Here is a 16,319-nt window from a genome sequence, read left to right on the forward strand (position 1 = left end):
CCGCCCTGCTAGACTTGCGGTTACCGCCCGTTCGACCGGGCGCCTACCCACAGAACATGTCAGAAGACGGACCGAGTAGTACCTCCCCGGAATCCCACGAAAAACGTCGCGGCTGGCTGGAACGCCTGACCTCGGTGTTCTCCGGCGACCCGCACACCCGCGACGATCTGGTCGAGGTGCTGCGCGACGCGCAGCACGATGGCCTGATCGCCGCCGACACGCTGCGCATGATGGAGGGCGCGCTGTCGGTCTCCGAACTCACCGTCGGCGACGTGATGGTCTCGCGCGCGCAGATGGTGTCGCTGCCGGTGGAGTCGCGCTTCCTCGACCTGATGAAGCAGGTGGTCGAATCCGGCCACTCGCGCTTCCCGGTGCATGGCGAGAACAAGGACGACATCCTCGGCATCCTGCTGGCCAAGGACCTGCTGCGCGGCGTGGTCGCCGACCACGGTCCCGGCACGGTGCGCGAACTGCTGCGTCCGGCGGTGCTGATTCCCGAGTCGAAGAAGCTCAACGTGCTGCTCAAGGAGTTCCGGCTCTCGCGCAACCACATGGCGATCGTGGTCGACGAGTACGGCGGCGTGGCCGGGCTGGTGACCATCGAGGACGTGCTGGAGCAGATCGTCGGCGACATCGACGACGAGCACGACGACGCCGAGGACGAGGCCTCGCTGATCGCGGCGCAGGCCGACGGCCAGTACGTGGTGGATGCGCTGACCCCGATCGAGGATTTCAACGAGCGCTTCGGCGCCGACTTCCCGGACGACGACTACGACACCGTCGGCGGGCTGGTCACCGAGGCGATCGGGCACCTGCCCGAGACCGGCGAGGAACTGACCCTTGGGCGGTTCGCGTTCCGCGTGGCGCGGGCCGACGCGCGCCGGGTGCAGGCCTTCCACGTCACCATCCTGCCGCCTCCCGCGCAGGACGGCGCTTGAGCACGCACCGCGTGCCGCGCATGCGCGCGGCCTGCTGGCTGGGAATGCTGCTGGCCCTGTGGACCGGGCTGGCCTTTGCGCAGGCCGCGCCTGCGGATCCGGCGGCACCGCCGCCGCTGGCCGCAGCGGCGCCCGCAGCGCCCGACGCGGCTGCGACCACCGCCGCCGGCGCCAGCGACCCCGCGCCGCGCATCGGCGTGGCGACGATGCAGCCCGGCGAAGTGTTCTTCGAGCGCTTCGGCCACGACGCCATCGTGGTGCTCGACCCGCGCACGGGCCAGGCCACCTCGTACAACTTCGGTTTCTTCGACCCCAGCGAACCGGGCTTCGTCGGCCGCTTCGCCGCCGGCGACATGCGCTACTACCTGGTCGCGCTGCCGCTGCAGGAGGATATGGAGCAGTACCGCGAGGCCGGCCGCGGCGTGGATATCCAGTGGCTGGACCTGGCGCCCGCGCAGGCGCGTGCGCTGCAGCAGGCGCTGGCCTGGCGCGCGCGCCCGGAAAACGCGCGCTACCGCTACGACTACTACACCGCCAACTGCGCCACGATGGTCCGCGACGCGCTGGACCGGGCCATGGGCGGCGCGCTGCATGCGCAGCTGTCCGGCCGCTCGCGCGGCAACACCTACCGCAGCGAATCGGTGCGCCTGGCCTCGCCGGCACCGTGGATGTGGCTGGGCTTCGACCTGGGCCTGGGCCCGTACGCGGACAAGCCGCTGTCGCGCTGGGAAGAGGCGTTCGTGCCGATGCGCCTGGCCGAGAGCCTGAGCGAGGTGCGCAACAGCGAAGGCCGCCCGCTGGTGCAGGCGCGCCAGCAGTTGCTGCCGCAGCGGCTGCCGCCGGAACCGCCGGAACAGCTGCGGCACTGGTGGCCGTGGCTGCTGGTGGGGCTGGTCGCGGCGGCCGGGGTGCTGACGCTGGGCCGCCGCCCGCGCTGGCTGGCCGCGCTGGCGCTGCCGTTCTGGCTGCTGTGCGCGCTCGGCGGCGCGGTCCTGCTGTACCTGTGGGGCTTCAGCGAACATCGTGCCGCCTGGGGCAACCGCAACCTGTTGCTGCTGGATCCGCTGTGCCTGCCGCTGCTGGTCGGCGGCTTTGCGGTGCTGCGCGGGCGCCGCCCCGGGCGCTGGTTCGACGTGCTGCTGTGGCTGGTGGTGGCGCTGGCCGGCGCCGCACTGCTGATCCACTGGCTGTCGATGCTGCAGCCGCAGTTCAACCTGCAATGGATCGCATTGCTGCTGCCGGTGCACGCGGCGCTGGCCTGGGCGCTCACCCGCCCTCGCCCGCAGCCCTGATACCGTCGCGCCACTCGCCACGCGCGCCTCCGCCGAACACGATCCTGCCATGGCCTCCGCGATCGCCAATCCCGCCTGCGTCATCAACTGCGTGCACTACGACGGCCATGGCCGCCGCCACGACATCGCCCTGGAGCAGATCAGCGATGTGCTGGCCGGCCACGACGATGGCTTCGTCTGGGTCGGCATGTACGAACCCGGCGACGCCGTGCTGCAGCAGCTCAAGGAAGAATTCCAGCTGCACGAACTGGCGATCGAGGACACCCGCAAGGCGCACCAGCGACCGAAAGTCGAGGCCTTCGGCAATTCGCTGTTCCTGGCGGTGCACACCGCGCAGGTGATCGACGAACGCATCGTCTACGGCGAAACCCACGCCTTTCTCGGCGCGCGCTTCCTGCTGACCGTGCGCCACGGCGCCTCGCTGCCCTACGCGCCGGTGCGCGAGCGGCTGGAACGCGAGGCCTCGCTGATGAAACTCGGCCCGTCCTACGCGCTCTACGCGGTGCTGGACTATGTGGTGGACAACTACCAGCCGATCCTCGACGCCTTTCGGCAGAGCCTGGAGCGGCTGGAGGCCGACATCTTCGCCGAGTCGTACCGCCGCGACACCGCCATCCGTCTGTACGAACTCAAGCGCGAACTCAACCAGATGCGCCTGGCGGTGGCACCGCTGCAGGACGTGCTGGCGCACCTCAAGCGCCACCCCGGCCCGCTGATCGCCGAGGAAGTGCGCCTGTACGTGCGCGACGTGCTCGACCATGCGGTGCGCACCAACGACGCCATCGACACTCTGCGCGAGATGCTGGGCACCGCGCTGAGCGTGAACCTGTCGCTGGTCACCCTGGCCCAGGGCGAGACGGTCAAGCGCCTCGGCGCCTGGGCCGCCCTGCTTGCCGCCCCGACCCTGATCACCAGTTGGTACGGCATGAACTTCAAGCAGATGCCGGAATTGGAATGGCCCTGGGCCTACCCGCTGATGGTCGGCGGCGTCGCCGCGGTGTGCGTGGCGCTGTATGTGGCGTTCAAGCGGGCGAGGTGGCTGTGAAGCCGGGATTGGAGATTGGAGAGTGGGGATTCGTTGAAGCGGCGCGCTGCGTCTGATGGTTTAAAGCCCGGGTTGCACGGGATGCATCAGCGGAGGGGATCCGCAGTTGCGAATCCCCAATCCCCACTCCCGAATCCCCGCCTCACCCAACATACACCGACTTGATGTTCATGAACTCATGGATGCCGTGTTCGGCCAGTTCGCGGCCGAAGCCGGAGCGCTTGATGCCGCCGAACGGCAGGCGCACGTCGCTCTTGACGATGGCGTTGACGAAGGCGGCGCCGCACTGCAGTTGGCAGGCCACGCGCTCGCCACGGGCAGGGTCGGTGGTCCAGACGCTGCCGCCGAGGCCGAAGGTGGTGTCGTTGGCCACGCGCACCGCCTCTGCTTCGTCGGCCACGCGCAGAATTGCGGCAACCGGGCCGAACAGTTCTTCGTCGTAGGCCGGCATCCCCGGCGCCACGTGGTCGAGGATCGACGCCGGATAGCCGGCGTGGCTGCCGCGCTCGGGTTCGCACCCAAGCAGCGGCTTCGCGCCCTTGGCGATGCTGGTCTGCACCTGCTTGTGCAGTTCGTCGCGCAGGTCCTGGCGCGCCATCGGCGCCAGCGTGGTCGCCTCGTCCTGCGGGTCGCCGAGGCGGCGCTCGGCGGCGGCGGCGACGAAGCGGCGCACGAATTCGTCGGCGATCGCCTCCACCACCACGAAACGCTTGGCCGCGATACAGGTCTGCCCGGCGTTGTCGAAGCGGGACTTCACCGCCGCGGCCACGGTGGCGTCGAGGTCGGCGTCGTCCAGCACCACGAAGGCGTCGCTGCCGCCCAGTTCCATCACGCACTTCTTCAGCTGCCCACCGGCATTGGCGGCGATGGAGCGGCCGGCACGCTCGCTGCCGGTGAGCGTGACTGCAGCCACGCGTGCATCGCGCAGCACCTCGGCGGCCTGGTCGTTGTCGATGTGCAGCACGTCGAACACCCCGTCCGGCACGCCGGCGTCGGCCAGCACCTTGCGGATCGCGTCGGCGCAGCGCGGCACGTTGCTGGCGTGCTTGAGCAGGGCGACGTTGCCGGCCATCAGCGCCGGCGCCAGGAAGCGGAACACCTGCCAGATCGGGAAGTTCCACGGCATCACCGCCAGCACGCAGCCCAGCGGTTCGTAGCGCACGTAGCTGCGCTGCGCATCGGTGGCCACCGCCTGCTCGCGCAGGTAATCGGCCGCATGCTCGGCGTAGTAGTCGCAGGCGGCGGCGCACTTGTCGAGTTCGGCCAGGGCCTCCTTGCGCAGCTTGCCCATTTCCGCGGTCATCACCCGCTGGATCGCGTCGCGCTGCTCGCGCAGCTGCGCACCGACCTTGCGCACCAGCGCGCCGCGCTGCTCCAGCGGCGTCGCCGCCCAGCCTGGGAACGCCTGCGCCGCAGCGGCCAGGCGCTGTTCGACGGCGGCGGCATCCATCAGCTCGAGACTGTATTCGACCTGGCCGTTGGCCGGATTGACGGTGTCGTAAGGCATCGCGCGGACTCCTGGAAAAATGTGCGATCAGCCTAGCGCTGTGGACGTTGCGGCGACGTGGCGATGCTGTCGAATGCGATGGCTCACAGTGTTCCGCGAGCCTGGTAGGCGCGGTGCTTGTCCCCTTTTCGGGATCAGCCGCGACCTGGCCTCATCCGACACTGCTTGGTCGCGGCTGAAGCCGCTCCTACGTGGAGCAACGCAACGCCCTAGCCCGCTTGCTGCTGGGCAAGCTGGATATCGCGCTGGCGGCGCTTCTCGCTGCGCGCCATCAGCCACCAGCCGACGACGGCGGCGATCGACACCGCCAGCACCATCAGCGTGGCCAGTGCGTTGATCTTGGGCTTCAGGCCCATGCGCACCGAGGAGAAGACGGTCATCGGCAGCGTGGTCGAATCCGGGCCGGCGACGAAGTTGGCGATTACCACATCGTCCAGCGACAGGGTGAACGCCAGCAGCCAGCCCGACACCAGCGCCGGGGCGATGATCGGCACGGTGATCAGGAAGAACACCTTGAGCCGGTTGGCGCCCAGGTCCATCGCCGCTTCTTCCAGCGAGCGGTCCAGTTCCTGCAGGCGCGAGGACACCACCACGGTGACGAAGGACAGGGTGAAGGTGACATGCGCGGCCCAGATCGCCATCACGCCCTTGGGCGGGATGCCGAGCACGCCGCCCATCGATACCAGCATCATCATGATCGACAGGCCGATGATCACCTCCGGCATCACCAGCGGCGCGGTCACCAGCGCGCCGAACAGGCTCTTGCTGGGAAAGCGGCGGAAGCGGGTCATCGCCATCGCCGCCAGCGTGCCGAGCACCATCGACGCGGTGGCGGTCCAGAACGCCACCTTCAGGCTGATCCACGCCGCCTGCAGGATCTGCCGGTCGCGCAGCAGTTCGCCGTACCACTTGGTGGAGAAGCCGGCCCACACCGTCGCCAGCTTGGAGGCGTTGAACGAATACACCATCAACAGCAGGATCGGCAGGTACAGGAAGGCGAAGCCGGCGCCCAGCACCGTCCAGCGCAACACCGTGCCCATGCCGCCGCGCGCGCCGCTCATGCCTGCCCGCCTTCGAGCTGGCGCTGCTGGTAACGGTTGAAGATCAGGATCGGCACCATCAGCAATGCCAGCATCGCGATCGCCACCGCCGAGGCGGTCGGCCAGTCGCGGTTGTTGAAGAATTCGCCCCACAGCACCCGGCCGATCATCAGCGTGTCCGGGCCGCCGAGCATCTCCGGAATCACGAACTCGCCCACCGCCGGGATCATCACCAGCATGCAGCCGGCGACGATGCCCGGCCGCGACAGCGGCAGGGTCACGGTCAGGAACGCCTTCCACGGTGGCGCGCCGAGATCGTAGGCGGCCTCGAGCAGGCGCTGGTCGAGCTTGACCAGGGTCGCGTACAGCGGCAGCACCATGAACGGCAGGTAGCAGTAGACGATGCCGATGTAGGCGGCGACCGGGGTGTAGAGGATGTGCAGCGGCGCATCGATCAGGCCCAGCGCCAGCAGCGCCCGGTTGAGCACGCCGTTGCTGTCGAGGATGCCGATCCAGGCATAGACGCGAATCAGGAACGAGGTCCACGACGGCAGCACCACCAGCATCATCGCGATGTTGCGCGCCGACGGCGACAGCCGCGCGATCGCGTAGGCCATCGGGTAGCCGATCAGCAGGGTCAGCGCGGTGGAGATGCCGGCGATCTTGATCGACCCCCAGTAGGCCTCGATGTACTGGTGGTCGCGCAGCAGCGCCAGGTAGTTCTGCAGGGTCAGCTTCAGCGTCAGCACGCCGTCGCGGACCTGCAGCAGTTCGCTGTACGGCGGGCTGCGGATCGCCTGTTCGGCGAAGGAGATGCGCAGCACGATCAGGAACGGGATCGCGAAGAACAGCAGCAGCCACAGGTACGGCGCGGCGATCACCAGCCAGCGCAGCGCCGGCAGCGAGCCCAGGCGCAACCGCTGCTGCAGGCGCAGCCGCGGCGTCGGTTGCGGCGGCACCGGGACGACGGGCGCGCTCATGCGGTCAGCACCACGCCGTCGTTGTCGTCCCACGACACCCATACCGTGTCGCCCCAGGTCATGCCTTCGCTGTCCCAGCGCTTCTGGTTGGCGAAGTTGGACTGCACGCGGATGCCGCTGGGCAGGCGCACGTGGAAGATCGAGTGGCTGCCGAAATAGGCGATGTCCTCGATGGTGCCAGGCGCCTTGTTGTAGGTCTGCTCGGGTTCGCCCTTGGTGATCCAGACCTTTTCCGGACGCACCGCGAACGCCACCTCCTGCCCTTCCACGCCGGTGATGCCGTGGCTGATGTAGATCGGCACCGGGAACTGTGGGCAGAGCACGGTCACGTGATCGGGGTGGTCTTCGCCGATGCGGCCCTCGAACATGTTCACCGAGCCGATGAACTCGGCGACGAAACGGCTGTTCGGCGACTCGTAGATGTCGCCCGGCGTGCCGACCTGGCGGATGCGGCCATGCTCCATCAGCGCGATGCGCGTGGCCATGGTCATCGCCTCCTCCTGGTCGTGGGTGACCATCACGCAGGTCACCCCCGAGGTCTCGATGATCGAGACCAGTTCCAGTTGCATCTGCGAGCGCAGCTTCTTGTCCAGCGCGCCCATCGGCTCGTCCAGCAGCAGCAGTTTCGGCCGCTTGGCCAGCGAGCGCGCCAGCGCCACGCGCTGCTGCTGGCCGCCGGAGAGCTGGTGCGGCTTGCGCTTGCCGAGCGTGCCCAGCCGTACCAGCTCCAGCATCTCGCCGACGCGGCTGGCGATGGCGCTGCGCGACAGGCCGTCCTGCTTCAGCCCGAAGGCGATGTTCTGCTCCACGCTCATGTGCGGGAACAGCGCATAGGACTGGAACATCATGTTGAGCGGGCGCTGGTACGGCGGCAGCCCATCCAGCGGCTGGCCGTCGAGCACGATGCGGCCGCGGCTGGGCTGCTCGAATCCACCCAGGCAGCGCAGCAGCGTCGACTTGCCGCTGCCGGAACCGCCCAGCAGCGCGAAGATCTCGCCCTGGCCGATATCCAGGTCGATGTCGTCCAGCGCGACGAACCCGTCGAACTCCTTGCGCAGGCCGGCGATGGACACATAGCCGGCACCCTTGGCCGGCGGCGGTGCCGGCAGATGGTCGGTTCTCGCTTCGCTCAACGCCATCGGTGATTCCCCGTGAAGCACGCCGTCGTGCGGAGCGCCGCTGCGGCGGCGACCGCGGCGCGGTGAGCCTCAGTGTAGCCGTGGGCGCCGCGTCGGCGATACCGCGGCGGCCACGCCGCGCGGCGGCGCGGGATTCGGGAGTCGGGATTGGGGATTCGTCAAAGCAGCACGCGCTTACTGCGCCGTGGCTGGCGCTGGCGCGGACGCCGGCGCCTCCGGCGCCGCCCAGCCCAGTCCCAGGCTCTTCTGCAAGGCCACGTAGCGCAGCAGCACCTGGGTATGCGCCTGCAGCGCACTGTCCTGGGCCGAGGCCTGCTGGCGCTGCACGTCCAGCGCATCGATCAGCGACGAGGCGCCGGCGGCATAGCGTTGTTGCAGCAACGCTGCGGAACGATCGGCCGAGGCGGCGGCCTTGTCCGCGGCCAGCGCCTGCTGGCGCGCAGCGCCGAACCGCGCCAGCGCGCCGTTGGCGTCCTGCAGCGCGGCCAGCACCGTGCCTTCGTAGGCGGCCAGCCGCGCGGCGTTGCCGGCGCGGGCCTGCTCGACCTTGGCGCGGGTGCCGCCGAAATCGAAGATCGACCAGCGCAGGAACGGCGCCACCACGCTGTTGACGGCATCGCGGCCGAGATCGCCCGGCGAGGTCGCGGCCATGCCGATGTTGCCCAGCAGCGTGACCTGCGGGAAGTACGCGGTCAGCGCTTCGCCGATCTTCGCCGACGAGGCGGCCAGCTGGCGCTCGGCGCGGCGCACGTCCGGGCGCCGGCGGATCAGCGCGCCGGCATCGTCCACCGGCACCGTCGCCGGCAGCGTCGGCAACGGCCGGTCGGCGGCCAGTTCGGCATCGAGCGCGCCGGGCTCGCGGCCGATCATCAGCGCCAACTGGTCCAGCGCCACCTGCGCCTGCGCCTGCAGGTCCGGCAGCACCGCTTCCTGTTGCTGGAGTTGCGCCTGCGCGCGTTCCACCTGCAGGTCGGCGTCGGCGCCGCGCTCGCGGCGCTGCCGGGTCAACTGCAGGGTCTGCCGGGCAGCCTCCAGGTTGCGCTGGGCCACGGCCATGCGCGCACGCGTGCTGCGGTAGCCCAGGTAGGCCTGCCCCACTTCGGCGGCGATCTGCACCTGGGTGTCGGCAAGGTCGGCCTCGTCGGCCTGGGCATCGGCCAGTGCGCCTTCGCTGGCGCGGCGGCGGCGGCCGAAGAAATCCAGTTCCCAGCTGGCATCGATGCCGACGCTGTAGAGCTGGGCGCGCGGATCGATCTCCACCGGCTGGCCGGTGCCGGCGGCGATGCTGCCCAGGCGGTCGGTCAGCGCATCCGGCGCGCGCGCGTTGAGATAGGCGGCCGTCGCCCCGACGCTGGGCAACTGCTCGGCGTGGCGCTGGTCGACCAGCGCGCGCGAGGCGCGCAGGCGCGCCTGCGCCACGCGCAGGTTCGGGCTGTGCTGCAGCGCCTGCTCGACCAGCATGGTCAATTGCGGATCCTGCAGGGTGTCCCACCAGCGCTGCGGCGGCGGTGCCGGCACCACGCCGGCGGCGGCGGCCGTGGCATCGGCGCGGTGCAGCCGCGGCTGCGCCAGCGCCGCCTCGGCCACCGGCGGCGGCTTCACGTAGTCCGGGCCGAGCATGCAGGCCGACAGCAGCGAGGGCAGCGCGGCGGCGACGAGAACGCGGGAGAGACGCAGGGCCATGGAATCCTCAATGCATCGCGAGCGGAGCGCCGCCCTTGGGCAGCGGCTTGAGCAGGAACGCCAGCGGGATCGTGCAGACCACGATCACCCCGAAGATCCAGAACAGGTCGTTGTAGGTCATCACCAGCGCCTGCTGCTGCACCAGCCGCGCCAGTTGCGCCAGCGACTGCATCGCCGCGCCGGCGCCGGACACCGACTGCAGTTGCGCGGCGATGCCGTGCAGGTAGTCCTGCGCCAGCGGCGAATTGGCGGTGGTGCCGCTGCCGAGCATCTGCGTATGGAACACCATGCGCCGCTCCTGGAAGGTGGAGATCAGCGCCAGGCCGATCGAGCCGCCCATGTTGCGCGCGGCATTGAACAGGCCCGAGGCGTCGCCGGCCAGGTCCGGCGGCACCGAGGAGATCGCCGCCTGGTTGAGCGACATCATCGCCAGCGCCAGCCCGCAGCCCTGCAGCAGCTGCCCGGCGACGAAATGCATGCCCACCGACTCGGCGGTGAGGTGCATGTTGACGAAGCAGGCCGCGGCGAAGCAGCTCAACCCGCCGAGCACCAGCACGCGCACGTCCACCGTGGTCAGCAGCTTGGGCATCATCGGCATCAGCAGCACCGTGGGGATGCCCGACAGCAGCACCACGTAGCCGGACTGCTCGGTGTTGTAGCCGGAGATCACCGCCAGGAACTGCGGGATCATGTACATGACCCCGAACAGGATCATGCCCACCGCCATCACCATCACGAACACCGCGCCGAAACTGCGCTGCAGCAGGATCGACAGGCGGATCACCGGCTGCCGGCTGAAGAACTGCGAGGCCACCAGGGCGATGAAGCCGACCAGCGAGACCACGCTCAGCAGCACGATCTCGGTGGATTCGAACCAGCGCTCGCGCTGGCCTTCTTCCAGCACCACGGTCAGCGCGCCCAGGCCCGCGGTCAGGCCGAAGATGCCGAGCCAGTCCGCGTCCAGCAGCCCGCGCAGGTACATGCGCTCGTGCGGCAGCCCGAGCAGCAGCAGCGCCACCAGGCCGGCGCAGACCGGCACGTTGAGGAAGAACGCGTAGTGCCAGCTGACGTTCTCAGTGAGCCAGCCGCCCAGCAGCGGCCCGATCACCGGGCCCAGGATCACGGTCATGCCGAACAGCGCCGTGCCCAGGGTCTGCTGCGCCGGCGGCAGGCGCGTGGCGACGATGGTCAGCGCGGTGGGGATCAGCGCGCCGCCGGCGAAACCCTGGCCGACGCGGCCGAGGATCATCATGGTCAGGCTGTTGGACAGCCCGCACACCACCGAGAAGAAGGTGAACAGCAGCGCGCAGATCAGCAGGAAGTTGCGCAGCCCGAGGGTGCGCACGAACCAGCCGGTCAGCGGGATCATCACGATCTCGGCGACCAGGTAGGAGGTCGAGATCCAGGTGCCCTCGGTGCCGCTGGCGCCGACCTCGCCCTGGATGGTCGGCAGCGCGGCGTTGACGATGGAGATGTCCAGCGTCGCCATGAACGAGCCGATGGTGCCGGCGGCCACCGCCAGCCAGGCCCCGGTGTCGGCCTTGCCCGGCGCCTGCGCACCAGCCGCCGCGGCCGCTTCGCTCACGGGGTGCGCCCGCGCGGGGCGACGGCATCCTGGCCCTGCGCGTCCTCTTCCTCCACGCGCTCCTTGGCGTCCTTGGCGCTGCGCGTATCGACCGTCACCGTCACCGACATGCCCGGCACCAGCACCTTGCGCGCCTCGGCACCGGCCTTGAGGCGGATGCGCACCGGCACCCGCTGCACCACCTTGGTGAAGTTGCCGGTGGCGTTCTCCGGCGGCAGCAGCGCGAACTGCGACCCGGTGCCCGGGGCGATACTCTCGACCACGCCGTCCAGTTCCACCCCGGACAGCGCGTCGACCTCGATCCGCGCCGGCTGCCCCGGCCGCATCAGCCCGACCTGGGTTTCCTTGAAGTTGGCGCTCAGGTACAGCGCGTCCACCGGCACCACGCTCATCAGCCGGGTGCCGGCCGCGACGAACTGGCCGACCTGCACGGTCTTGTCGCCGATGCGGCCGGCGATGCGCGCGGTCAGGCGGGTGTCTTCCACCGCCACCTGCGCCTGCGCGGCGTCGGCCTGCGCCTGCACCAGCCCGGCGCGGGCCTGGTCGAGCTTGGCGCTGGTGCCCTGCACCTGGCTCTCGGCGGCGGCGACCTGGGCCTTGGCCGCGTCGAACTGCGCCTGCGCGCGGTCGCGGTCGTGGACGATGCTTTCGTAGTGTTCGTGCGTGTCGGCGCCGGACGCGGCCAGCGGCCCGAAGCGCTTGGCCTCGCCCTGGGCGAAGCGCAGGCTCGCGGCGGCGGCAGTGACCTGGGTGCGCGCCTGCAGCAGGCTGGCGCGCTGCGCCTGCAGCCCGGCCTCGGCGGCGGCGATGTCGGCCTGGCGTACCGCGATCGCCGCCTGCGCCTGCTCCAGGGTGGCGCGATAGGTGCGGGGGTCGATCTCCAGCAGCGGCTGCCCGGCGGCCACGGTCTGGTTGTCGCGCACGTACACCGCGGTCACGTAGCCGTTGACCCGCGGCGCCACCGCCACCGTATCGGCCTGCAGATAGGCGTTGTTGGTCTCCTGCAGGTAGCGGCCGGTGGTGAGGTAATAGATCAGCCACACCACCAGGCCGATCACCACCAGCAGGCCGATCAGCAGCAGGGTCCATTTGACCTTGGGGTTCTTCAGCGGCGACGGGGTATCGGACTTGCCGTCGTCGGCTTGGCCCTTGCCGTCATGGCCCTTGTCGTCCCGGGGCGAGCCGGACTGGCCCTGGCCGGCATGGGCGTCGCGCGCGGCGCCCTGCCGCGGCGCCTGTGAGGAGTCTGGGTGGTGGTTGCTCAAGTCGCTGATTCCTGGGGAGAGGAAGAACGTCGCCGGGTCGGAACGGCGGCGCCACCAAACGGTAGCGTACGCCGGCCGGCGCATTATTTGTACCGGTGAGTACAGAGTGTGTGAGCATCGCGTGGCGGTGGCGATGCGGCGTCGCCGCGATGGCGGGCGCTGTGCGGCGCCCGACCCGGCCGCTTGGGTCGAGGGAGCGATGTTCCCGGTCTCTCATCCCGATGGGGGGAGCGATGTGTCGGGGCGCCCTTCAGCCGCGCGACAGGGCGCGGTCGGGAAGGCCCGTCGCGGCTGAAGCCGCTCCTACGGGAGACGGTGTTGCCGGCTCCGATCTCAACCGGGAGAGCGTGCCGGCGCGGTGCCTGCGTGCACCGGTAAAAGGGGTAGGAGCGGCTTCAGCCGCGACGGGCGAAGACGCGATGCGTCCCAGGCAGCATCGCGTCGGGACTGAAGTCCCTCCCACAACAGGTGCTAGCGTCCGCGGTGGCCGGTTTGGACAAGTGCGGCGCTCACTGCCTGCTGGTTCAACGGCAAGGCGCTACCAGAGACCGCGAACACCACCGGCTCAACGGCCGGTCTTGATCTCCGTCCACAGGCGGGTGTACAGCTTGTCCACCTCGGGCGGGTTGATCGAATAGGTGAACATCTTCGCGGCCACTTCCGGCGGCGGATAGATGGTCGGGTCGTTGCGGATCGCCGCGTCCACCAGCGGGGTCGCCTGCGGCACCGGGTTGGCGTAGTGGATGAAGTCGGTATTGGCCGCGGCCACCTTCGGCGTCAGCAGGTAGTTGATGAACGCGTAGGCGTTCTCCGGATGCTTGGCGTCCTTGGGAATGGCCAGCATGTCGAACCACTGCGGCGCGCCTTCCTTGGGAATCGAATAGGCCACGTGCACGCCGTTCTTGGCTTCCTCGGCACGGTCGCGGGCCTGGATGATGTCGCCGGACCAGCCCACCGCCAGGCAGGTACTGCCGTTGGCCAGCGAGGTCACGTACTGCGAGGAGTGGAAGTTCTGCACGTACGGGCGGATGCGCTTGATCAGCGCCGCGGCCTGCTCGATCTTGGCCGGATCGGTGCTGTGCGGATCCTCGCCCAGGTAGTGCAGCGCGATCGGGATCAGGTCCGAGGGCGTGTCCAGCAGGGTCACGCCGCAGTCCTTGAGCTTGGACAGGTTCTCCGGCTTGAACACCAGGTCCCAGCTGTTGGCGATGTCGGTGCTGCCGAACGCGGCCTTGACCTTGTCCACGTTGTAGCCGATGCCGGTGGTGCCGACCATGTACGGCACGCCGTACTTGTTGCCCGGATCCTGCTGCGCGATGCGCTGCATGATCTGCGGATCGAGATTGGCCAGGTTCGGGATCTTGCTCTTGTCCAGCGGCAGGAACACGCCGGCCTGGATCTGCCGGCCGAAGAAGTTCAGCGTCGGCACCACCACGTCGTAGCCGCTGCCGCCGGCCAGCAGCTTGGTCTCCACCATCTCGTCGCTGTCGAAGACGTCGTAGGTGACCTTGATGCCGCTCTGCTTCTCGAAGTCGGGAATCGTGTTCTCGGCGATGTAGTCCGAGTAGTTGTAGACGTTGAGGACCTTCGCCTCGCCCTGCCCCGCCTTGTCCGCATCGCTGCCGGAGCCGCCGCAGCCGGCGAGCAGCGCCGTGGCCAGGGAAAGAGTGAGCAGTCGCAAGGTCATGGCAGGTCTCCGCAGGTCCATGGGCAAGAGGGGGAGGATCGGCGCCGCGCGCCGGATCCGGGGTGGACGTTCCAGACTACCCAGCGCCGGGCTATTTGCCCAGCGCCTGCGCCGTATCCTCCAGCGCCAGCCAGGCCTTGTCGAACAGTTCGTCGACCTGGGCACGGCTGAGGATCAGCGGCGGCGACAGCAGCATCGCGTCGTTGGTGGCGCGCAGGATCAGGCCGCGACGCAGCGCGTTGTCGCGGCACAATGCGCCGACCTTGCCGCGCTCGGGGAAGTAGTGCCGGCGCGGCTTGTCCGGCACCAGTTCCAGCGCACCGATCATGCCGACGATGCGCGCCTCGCCGACCAGCCGGTGCTCGCCCAGCTCGGCCCAGCGTTGCGCCAGGTACGGCGCGATCTCGCTGCGCGCGCGTTCGACGATGCCCTCGTCCTGCAGCAGGCGCAGGTTCTCCAGCGCCACCGCCGCGCACACCGGGTGCCCGGAATAGGTGCAGCCATGCGCCAGTTCGCCGCCCTGCTCCTTCAGCACCGTGGCCACGCGCGTGCCGAACATGGCCGCGCCGAGCGGGATGTAGCCGGAGGTGATGCCCTTGGCGATGGTCATCACGTCCGGCTGGAAGCCGAAGTGCTGCGACCCGAACCATTCGCCGGTGCGGCCGAAGCCGCAGATCACCTCGTCGGCGACCAGCAGCACGTCGTAGCGGCGGCAGATGCGCTCGATCTCCGGCCAGTAGCTGCGCGGCGGGATGTACACGCCGATCGCGCCCATGATCGGCTCGCCGATGAACGCGGCCACCCGCTCCGGCCCCAGTTCCAGGATCTTGTCCTCCAGCCGCCGCGCGGCCAGCAACCCGTACTCGTCCGGATCCATGTCGCCACCGTCGCCGAAACCGTACGGTGGATCGATGTGGTGGATGTCCGGGATCGGCAGGCCGCCCTGGCGGTGCATGCCCTTCATCCCGCCGAGGCTGGCACCGGCCATGGTGGTGCCGTGGTAGCCGTCGTGGCGGCCGATGAAGATGCTCTTCTGCGGCTGGTCCTGCACCGCCCAGAAGTGCCGCACCAGGCGCAGGATGGTGTCGTTGGCCTCGGAGCCGGAGTTGGTGAAGAAGGCATGGTCGAGGTCGCCCGGCGCCAGTTCGGCGAGTTTGGCGGCCAGCCGGATGGTGGGTTCGGTGGTGCACTGGAAGAAGCTGTTGTAGTACGCCAGCTGCTCCATCTGCCGCGCGGCGGCCTGGCCGAGCTCCTTGCGCCCGTAGCCGACGTTGACGCACCACAGGCCGGCGAAGGCATCCAGCAACTGGTTGCCGTCGGCATCCCAGACGTAGGCGCCGTCGCCGCGGGTGAGGATGCGGGTGCCTTTCTGCGCCAGGGCGGCGTTGTCGTTGAACGGGTGCAGGTGGTGCGCGGCATCCAGGTCCTGCAGGGCGCGCGTGTCGATTCGGTCCATGTCCACTCCAATGTCGGTACCAAGGCCGCTACCGCGGCCAAGCTTTGCTCTTGCTGTTGCTGCTGCTCTTGCTGTTGCTGTTGTTGCCTTTGTTGTTGCCTTTGCCTTTGCCGTTGCTTTTGATTTACCGGGTTCCCTTCCGAAGCGGCGGCCGGCCCGGGGAAAAACCCCGAAGGGGCGGCGCACATGGACGTGCGCCGTTCGCGGCAGGGGCAGGATGCCCCTTCCGCGAATCCCCGGGTTGGACGCGGACCCGGAGCGCGTTAGCGCGGAGGGCGCGAGGCAGGGTGTGCTTTCTTTTGGTTACTTTTCTTTGCACAAGCAAAGAAGCGCTTCTCAGCAGCCGAAGGCTGATCAAAGTGACTCGCCGCCAGGCGAAAGCTTTGCTCTTGCACCTGCTCCTACGGCGGCCGCCGCTGGATTGTAGGAGCGGCTTCAGCCGCGACAGCGAAAGTCCATTGTGGCTGTCGCGGCTAAAGCCGCTCCTACAGACCTTCTCGCCTGACACGCAAACATCAAGCAACAGCAAGAGCTTTCGCCCTTGCGGGCGAGTTACTTTTCTTTGCTCGCGCAAAGAAAAGGTAACCAAAAGAAAGCGCGCCCTGCCTTCGCGCCCTCCGCGCTGCGCGCTCCGGGTCCGCGTCCATCACGGGGATCCGCGGAAGGGGCATCCTGCCCCTGCTGCGGACGGCGTACATCCAT

General features: G+C 69.1%; 12 protein-coding genes. 3 read left to right on the plus strand and 9 right to left on the minus strand.

From position 1 onward, the window contains the following. Positions 1 to 56: 56 nt before the first annotated feature. From PIQ37_RS02060 to PIQ37_RS02070, 3 genes are read left to right on the plus strand one after another with little or no spacing between them, the layout of a single operon-like run. Positions 57 to 938 (plus strand): HlyC/CorC family transporter, encoded by an 882-nt coding sequence (locus tag PIQ37_RS02060; protein ID WP_267101400.1) that lies wholly within the window; start codon positions 57 to 59, stop codon positions 936 to 938. A 20-nt stretch (positions 939 to 958) separates the two neighbouring features. Continuing rightward, entirely contained in the window at positions 959 to 2,230 is a 1,272-nt protein-coding gene (locus tag PIQ37_RS02065; protein ID WP_342072413.1) for a lipoprotein N-acyltransferase Lnb domain-containing protein, read from the plus strand. A gap of 49 nt (positions 2,231 to 2,279) precedes the next feature. Further along, complete coding sequence (locus PIQ37_RS02070; RefSeq protein ID WP_342072161.1) at positions 2,280 to 3,275, plus strand: magnesium and cobalt transport protein CorA; 996 nt, start codon at positions 2,280 to 2,282, stop codon at positions 3,273 to 3,275. A gap of 142 nt (positions 3,276 to 3,417) precedes the next feature. Here the strand turns inward: PIQ37_RS02070 and PIQ37_RS02075 are convergent, their stop codons facing one another. The 9 genes from PIQ37_RS02075 to PIQ37_RS02115 form a co-directional block, all read right to left on the minus strand. Next, positions 3,418 to 4,782 (minus strand): NAD-dependent succinate-semialdehyde dehydrogenase, encoded by a 1,365-nt coding sequence (locus tag PIQ37_RS02075; RefSeq protein ID WP_342072162.1) that lies wholly within the window; start codon positions 4,780 to 4,782, stop codon positions 3,418 to 3,420. Between the two features lie 209 nt (positions 4,783 to 4,991). Then, positions 4,992 to 5,843 (minus strand): ABC transporter permease subunit, encoded by an 852-nt coding sequence (locus tag PIQ37_RS02080; protein ID WP_048489875.1) that lies wholly within the window; start codon positions 5,841 to 5,843, stop codon positions 4,992 to 4,994. After that, on the minus strand, positions 5,840 to 6,802 hold the full coding sequence (locus PIQ37_RS02085; protein WP_152236417.1) for an ABC transporter permease subunit: 963 nt from the start codon (positions 6,800 to 6,802) through the stop codon (positions 5,840 to 5,842). Before PIQ37_RS02085 ends, PIQ37_RS02080 begins: the two co-directional genes overlap by 4 nt. Beyond that, positions 6,799 to 7,941: an ABC transporter ATP-binding protein gene (locus tag PIQ37_RS02090; protein ID WP_342072163.1), complete on the minus strand. Its 1,143-nt coding sequence runs from the start codon at positions 7,939 to 7,941 to the stop codon at positions 6,799 to 6,801. The genes PIQ37_RS02085 and PIQ37_RS02090 overlap by 4 nt, the downstream gene beginning before the upstream one ends. A gap of 174 nt (positions 7,942 to 8,115) precedes the next feature. Continuing rightward, positions 8,116 to 9,618 (minus strand): efflux transporter outer membrane subunit, encoded by a 1,503-nt coding sequence (locus tag PIQ37_RS02095; RefSeq protein ID WP_342072414.1) that lies wholly within the window; start codon positions 9,616 to 9,618, stop codon positions 8,116 to 8,118. Positions 9,619 to 9,631: 13 nt separating this feature from the next. Further along, complete coding sequence (locus PIQ37_RS02100) at positions 9,632 to 11,209, minus strand: DHA2 family efflux MFS transporter permease subunit (RefSeq protein WP_342072164.1); 1,578 nt, start codon at positions 11,207 to 11,209, stop codon at positions 9,632 to 9,634. Then, positions 11,206 to 12,558, minus strand: a complete 1,353-nt coding sequence (locus PIQ37_RS02105; RefSeq protein ID WP_455570444.1) for an HlyD family secretion protein — start codon at positions 12,556 to 12,558, stop codon at positions 11,206 to 11,208. Before PIQ37_RS02105 ends, PIQ37_RS02100 begins: the two co-directional genes overlap by 4 nt. Positions 12,559 to 13,039: 481 nt before the next feature. Continuing rightward, entirely contained in the window at positions 13,040 to 14,161 is a 1,122-nt protein-coding gene (locus tag PIQ37_RS02110) for a polyamine ABC transporter substrate-binding protein (RefSeq protein WP_342072166.1), read from the minus strand. A gap of 91 nt (positions 14,162 to 14,252) precedes the next feature. Further along, positions 14,253 to 15,617 (minus strand): aspartate aminotransferase family protein, encoded by a 1,365-nt coding sequence (locus PIQ37_RS02115; protein WP_342072167.1) that lies wholly within the window; start codon positions 15,615 to 15,617, stop codon positions 14,253 to 14,255. Positions 15,618 to 16,319: the final 702 nt, after the last annotated feature.

The sequence above is a fragment of the Xanthomonas protegens genome, assembly GCF_038442435.1.
In the GTDB taxonomy this organism is placed as follows: domain Bacteria; phylum Pseudomonadota; class Gammaproteobacteria; order Xanthomonadales; family Xanthomonadaceae; genus Xanthomonas_A; species Xanthomonas_A sontii.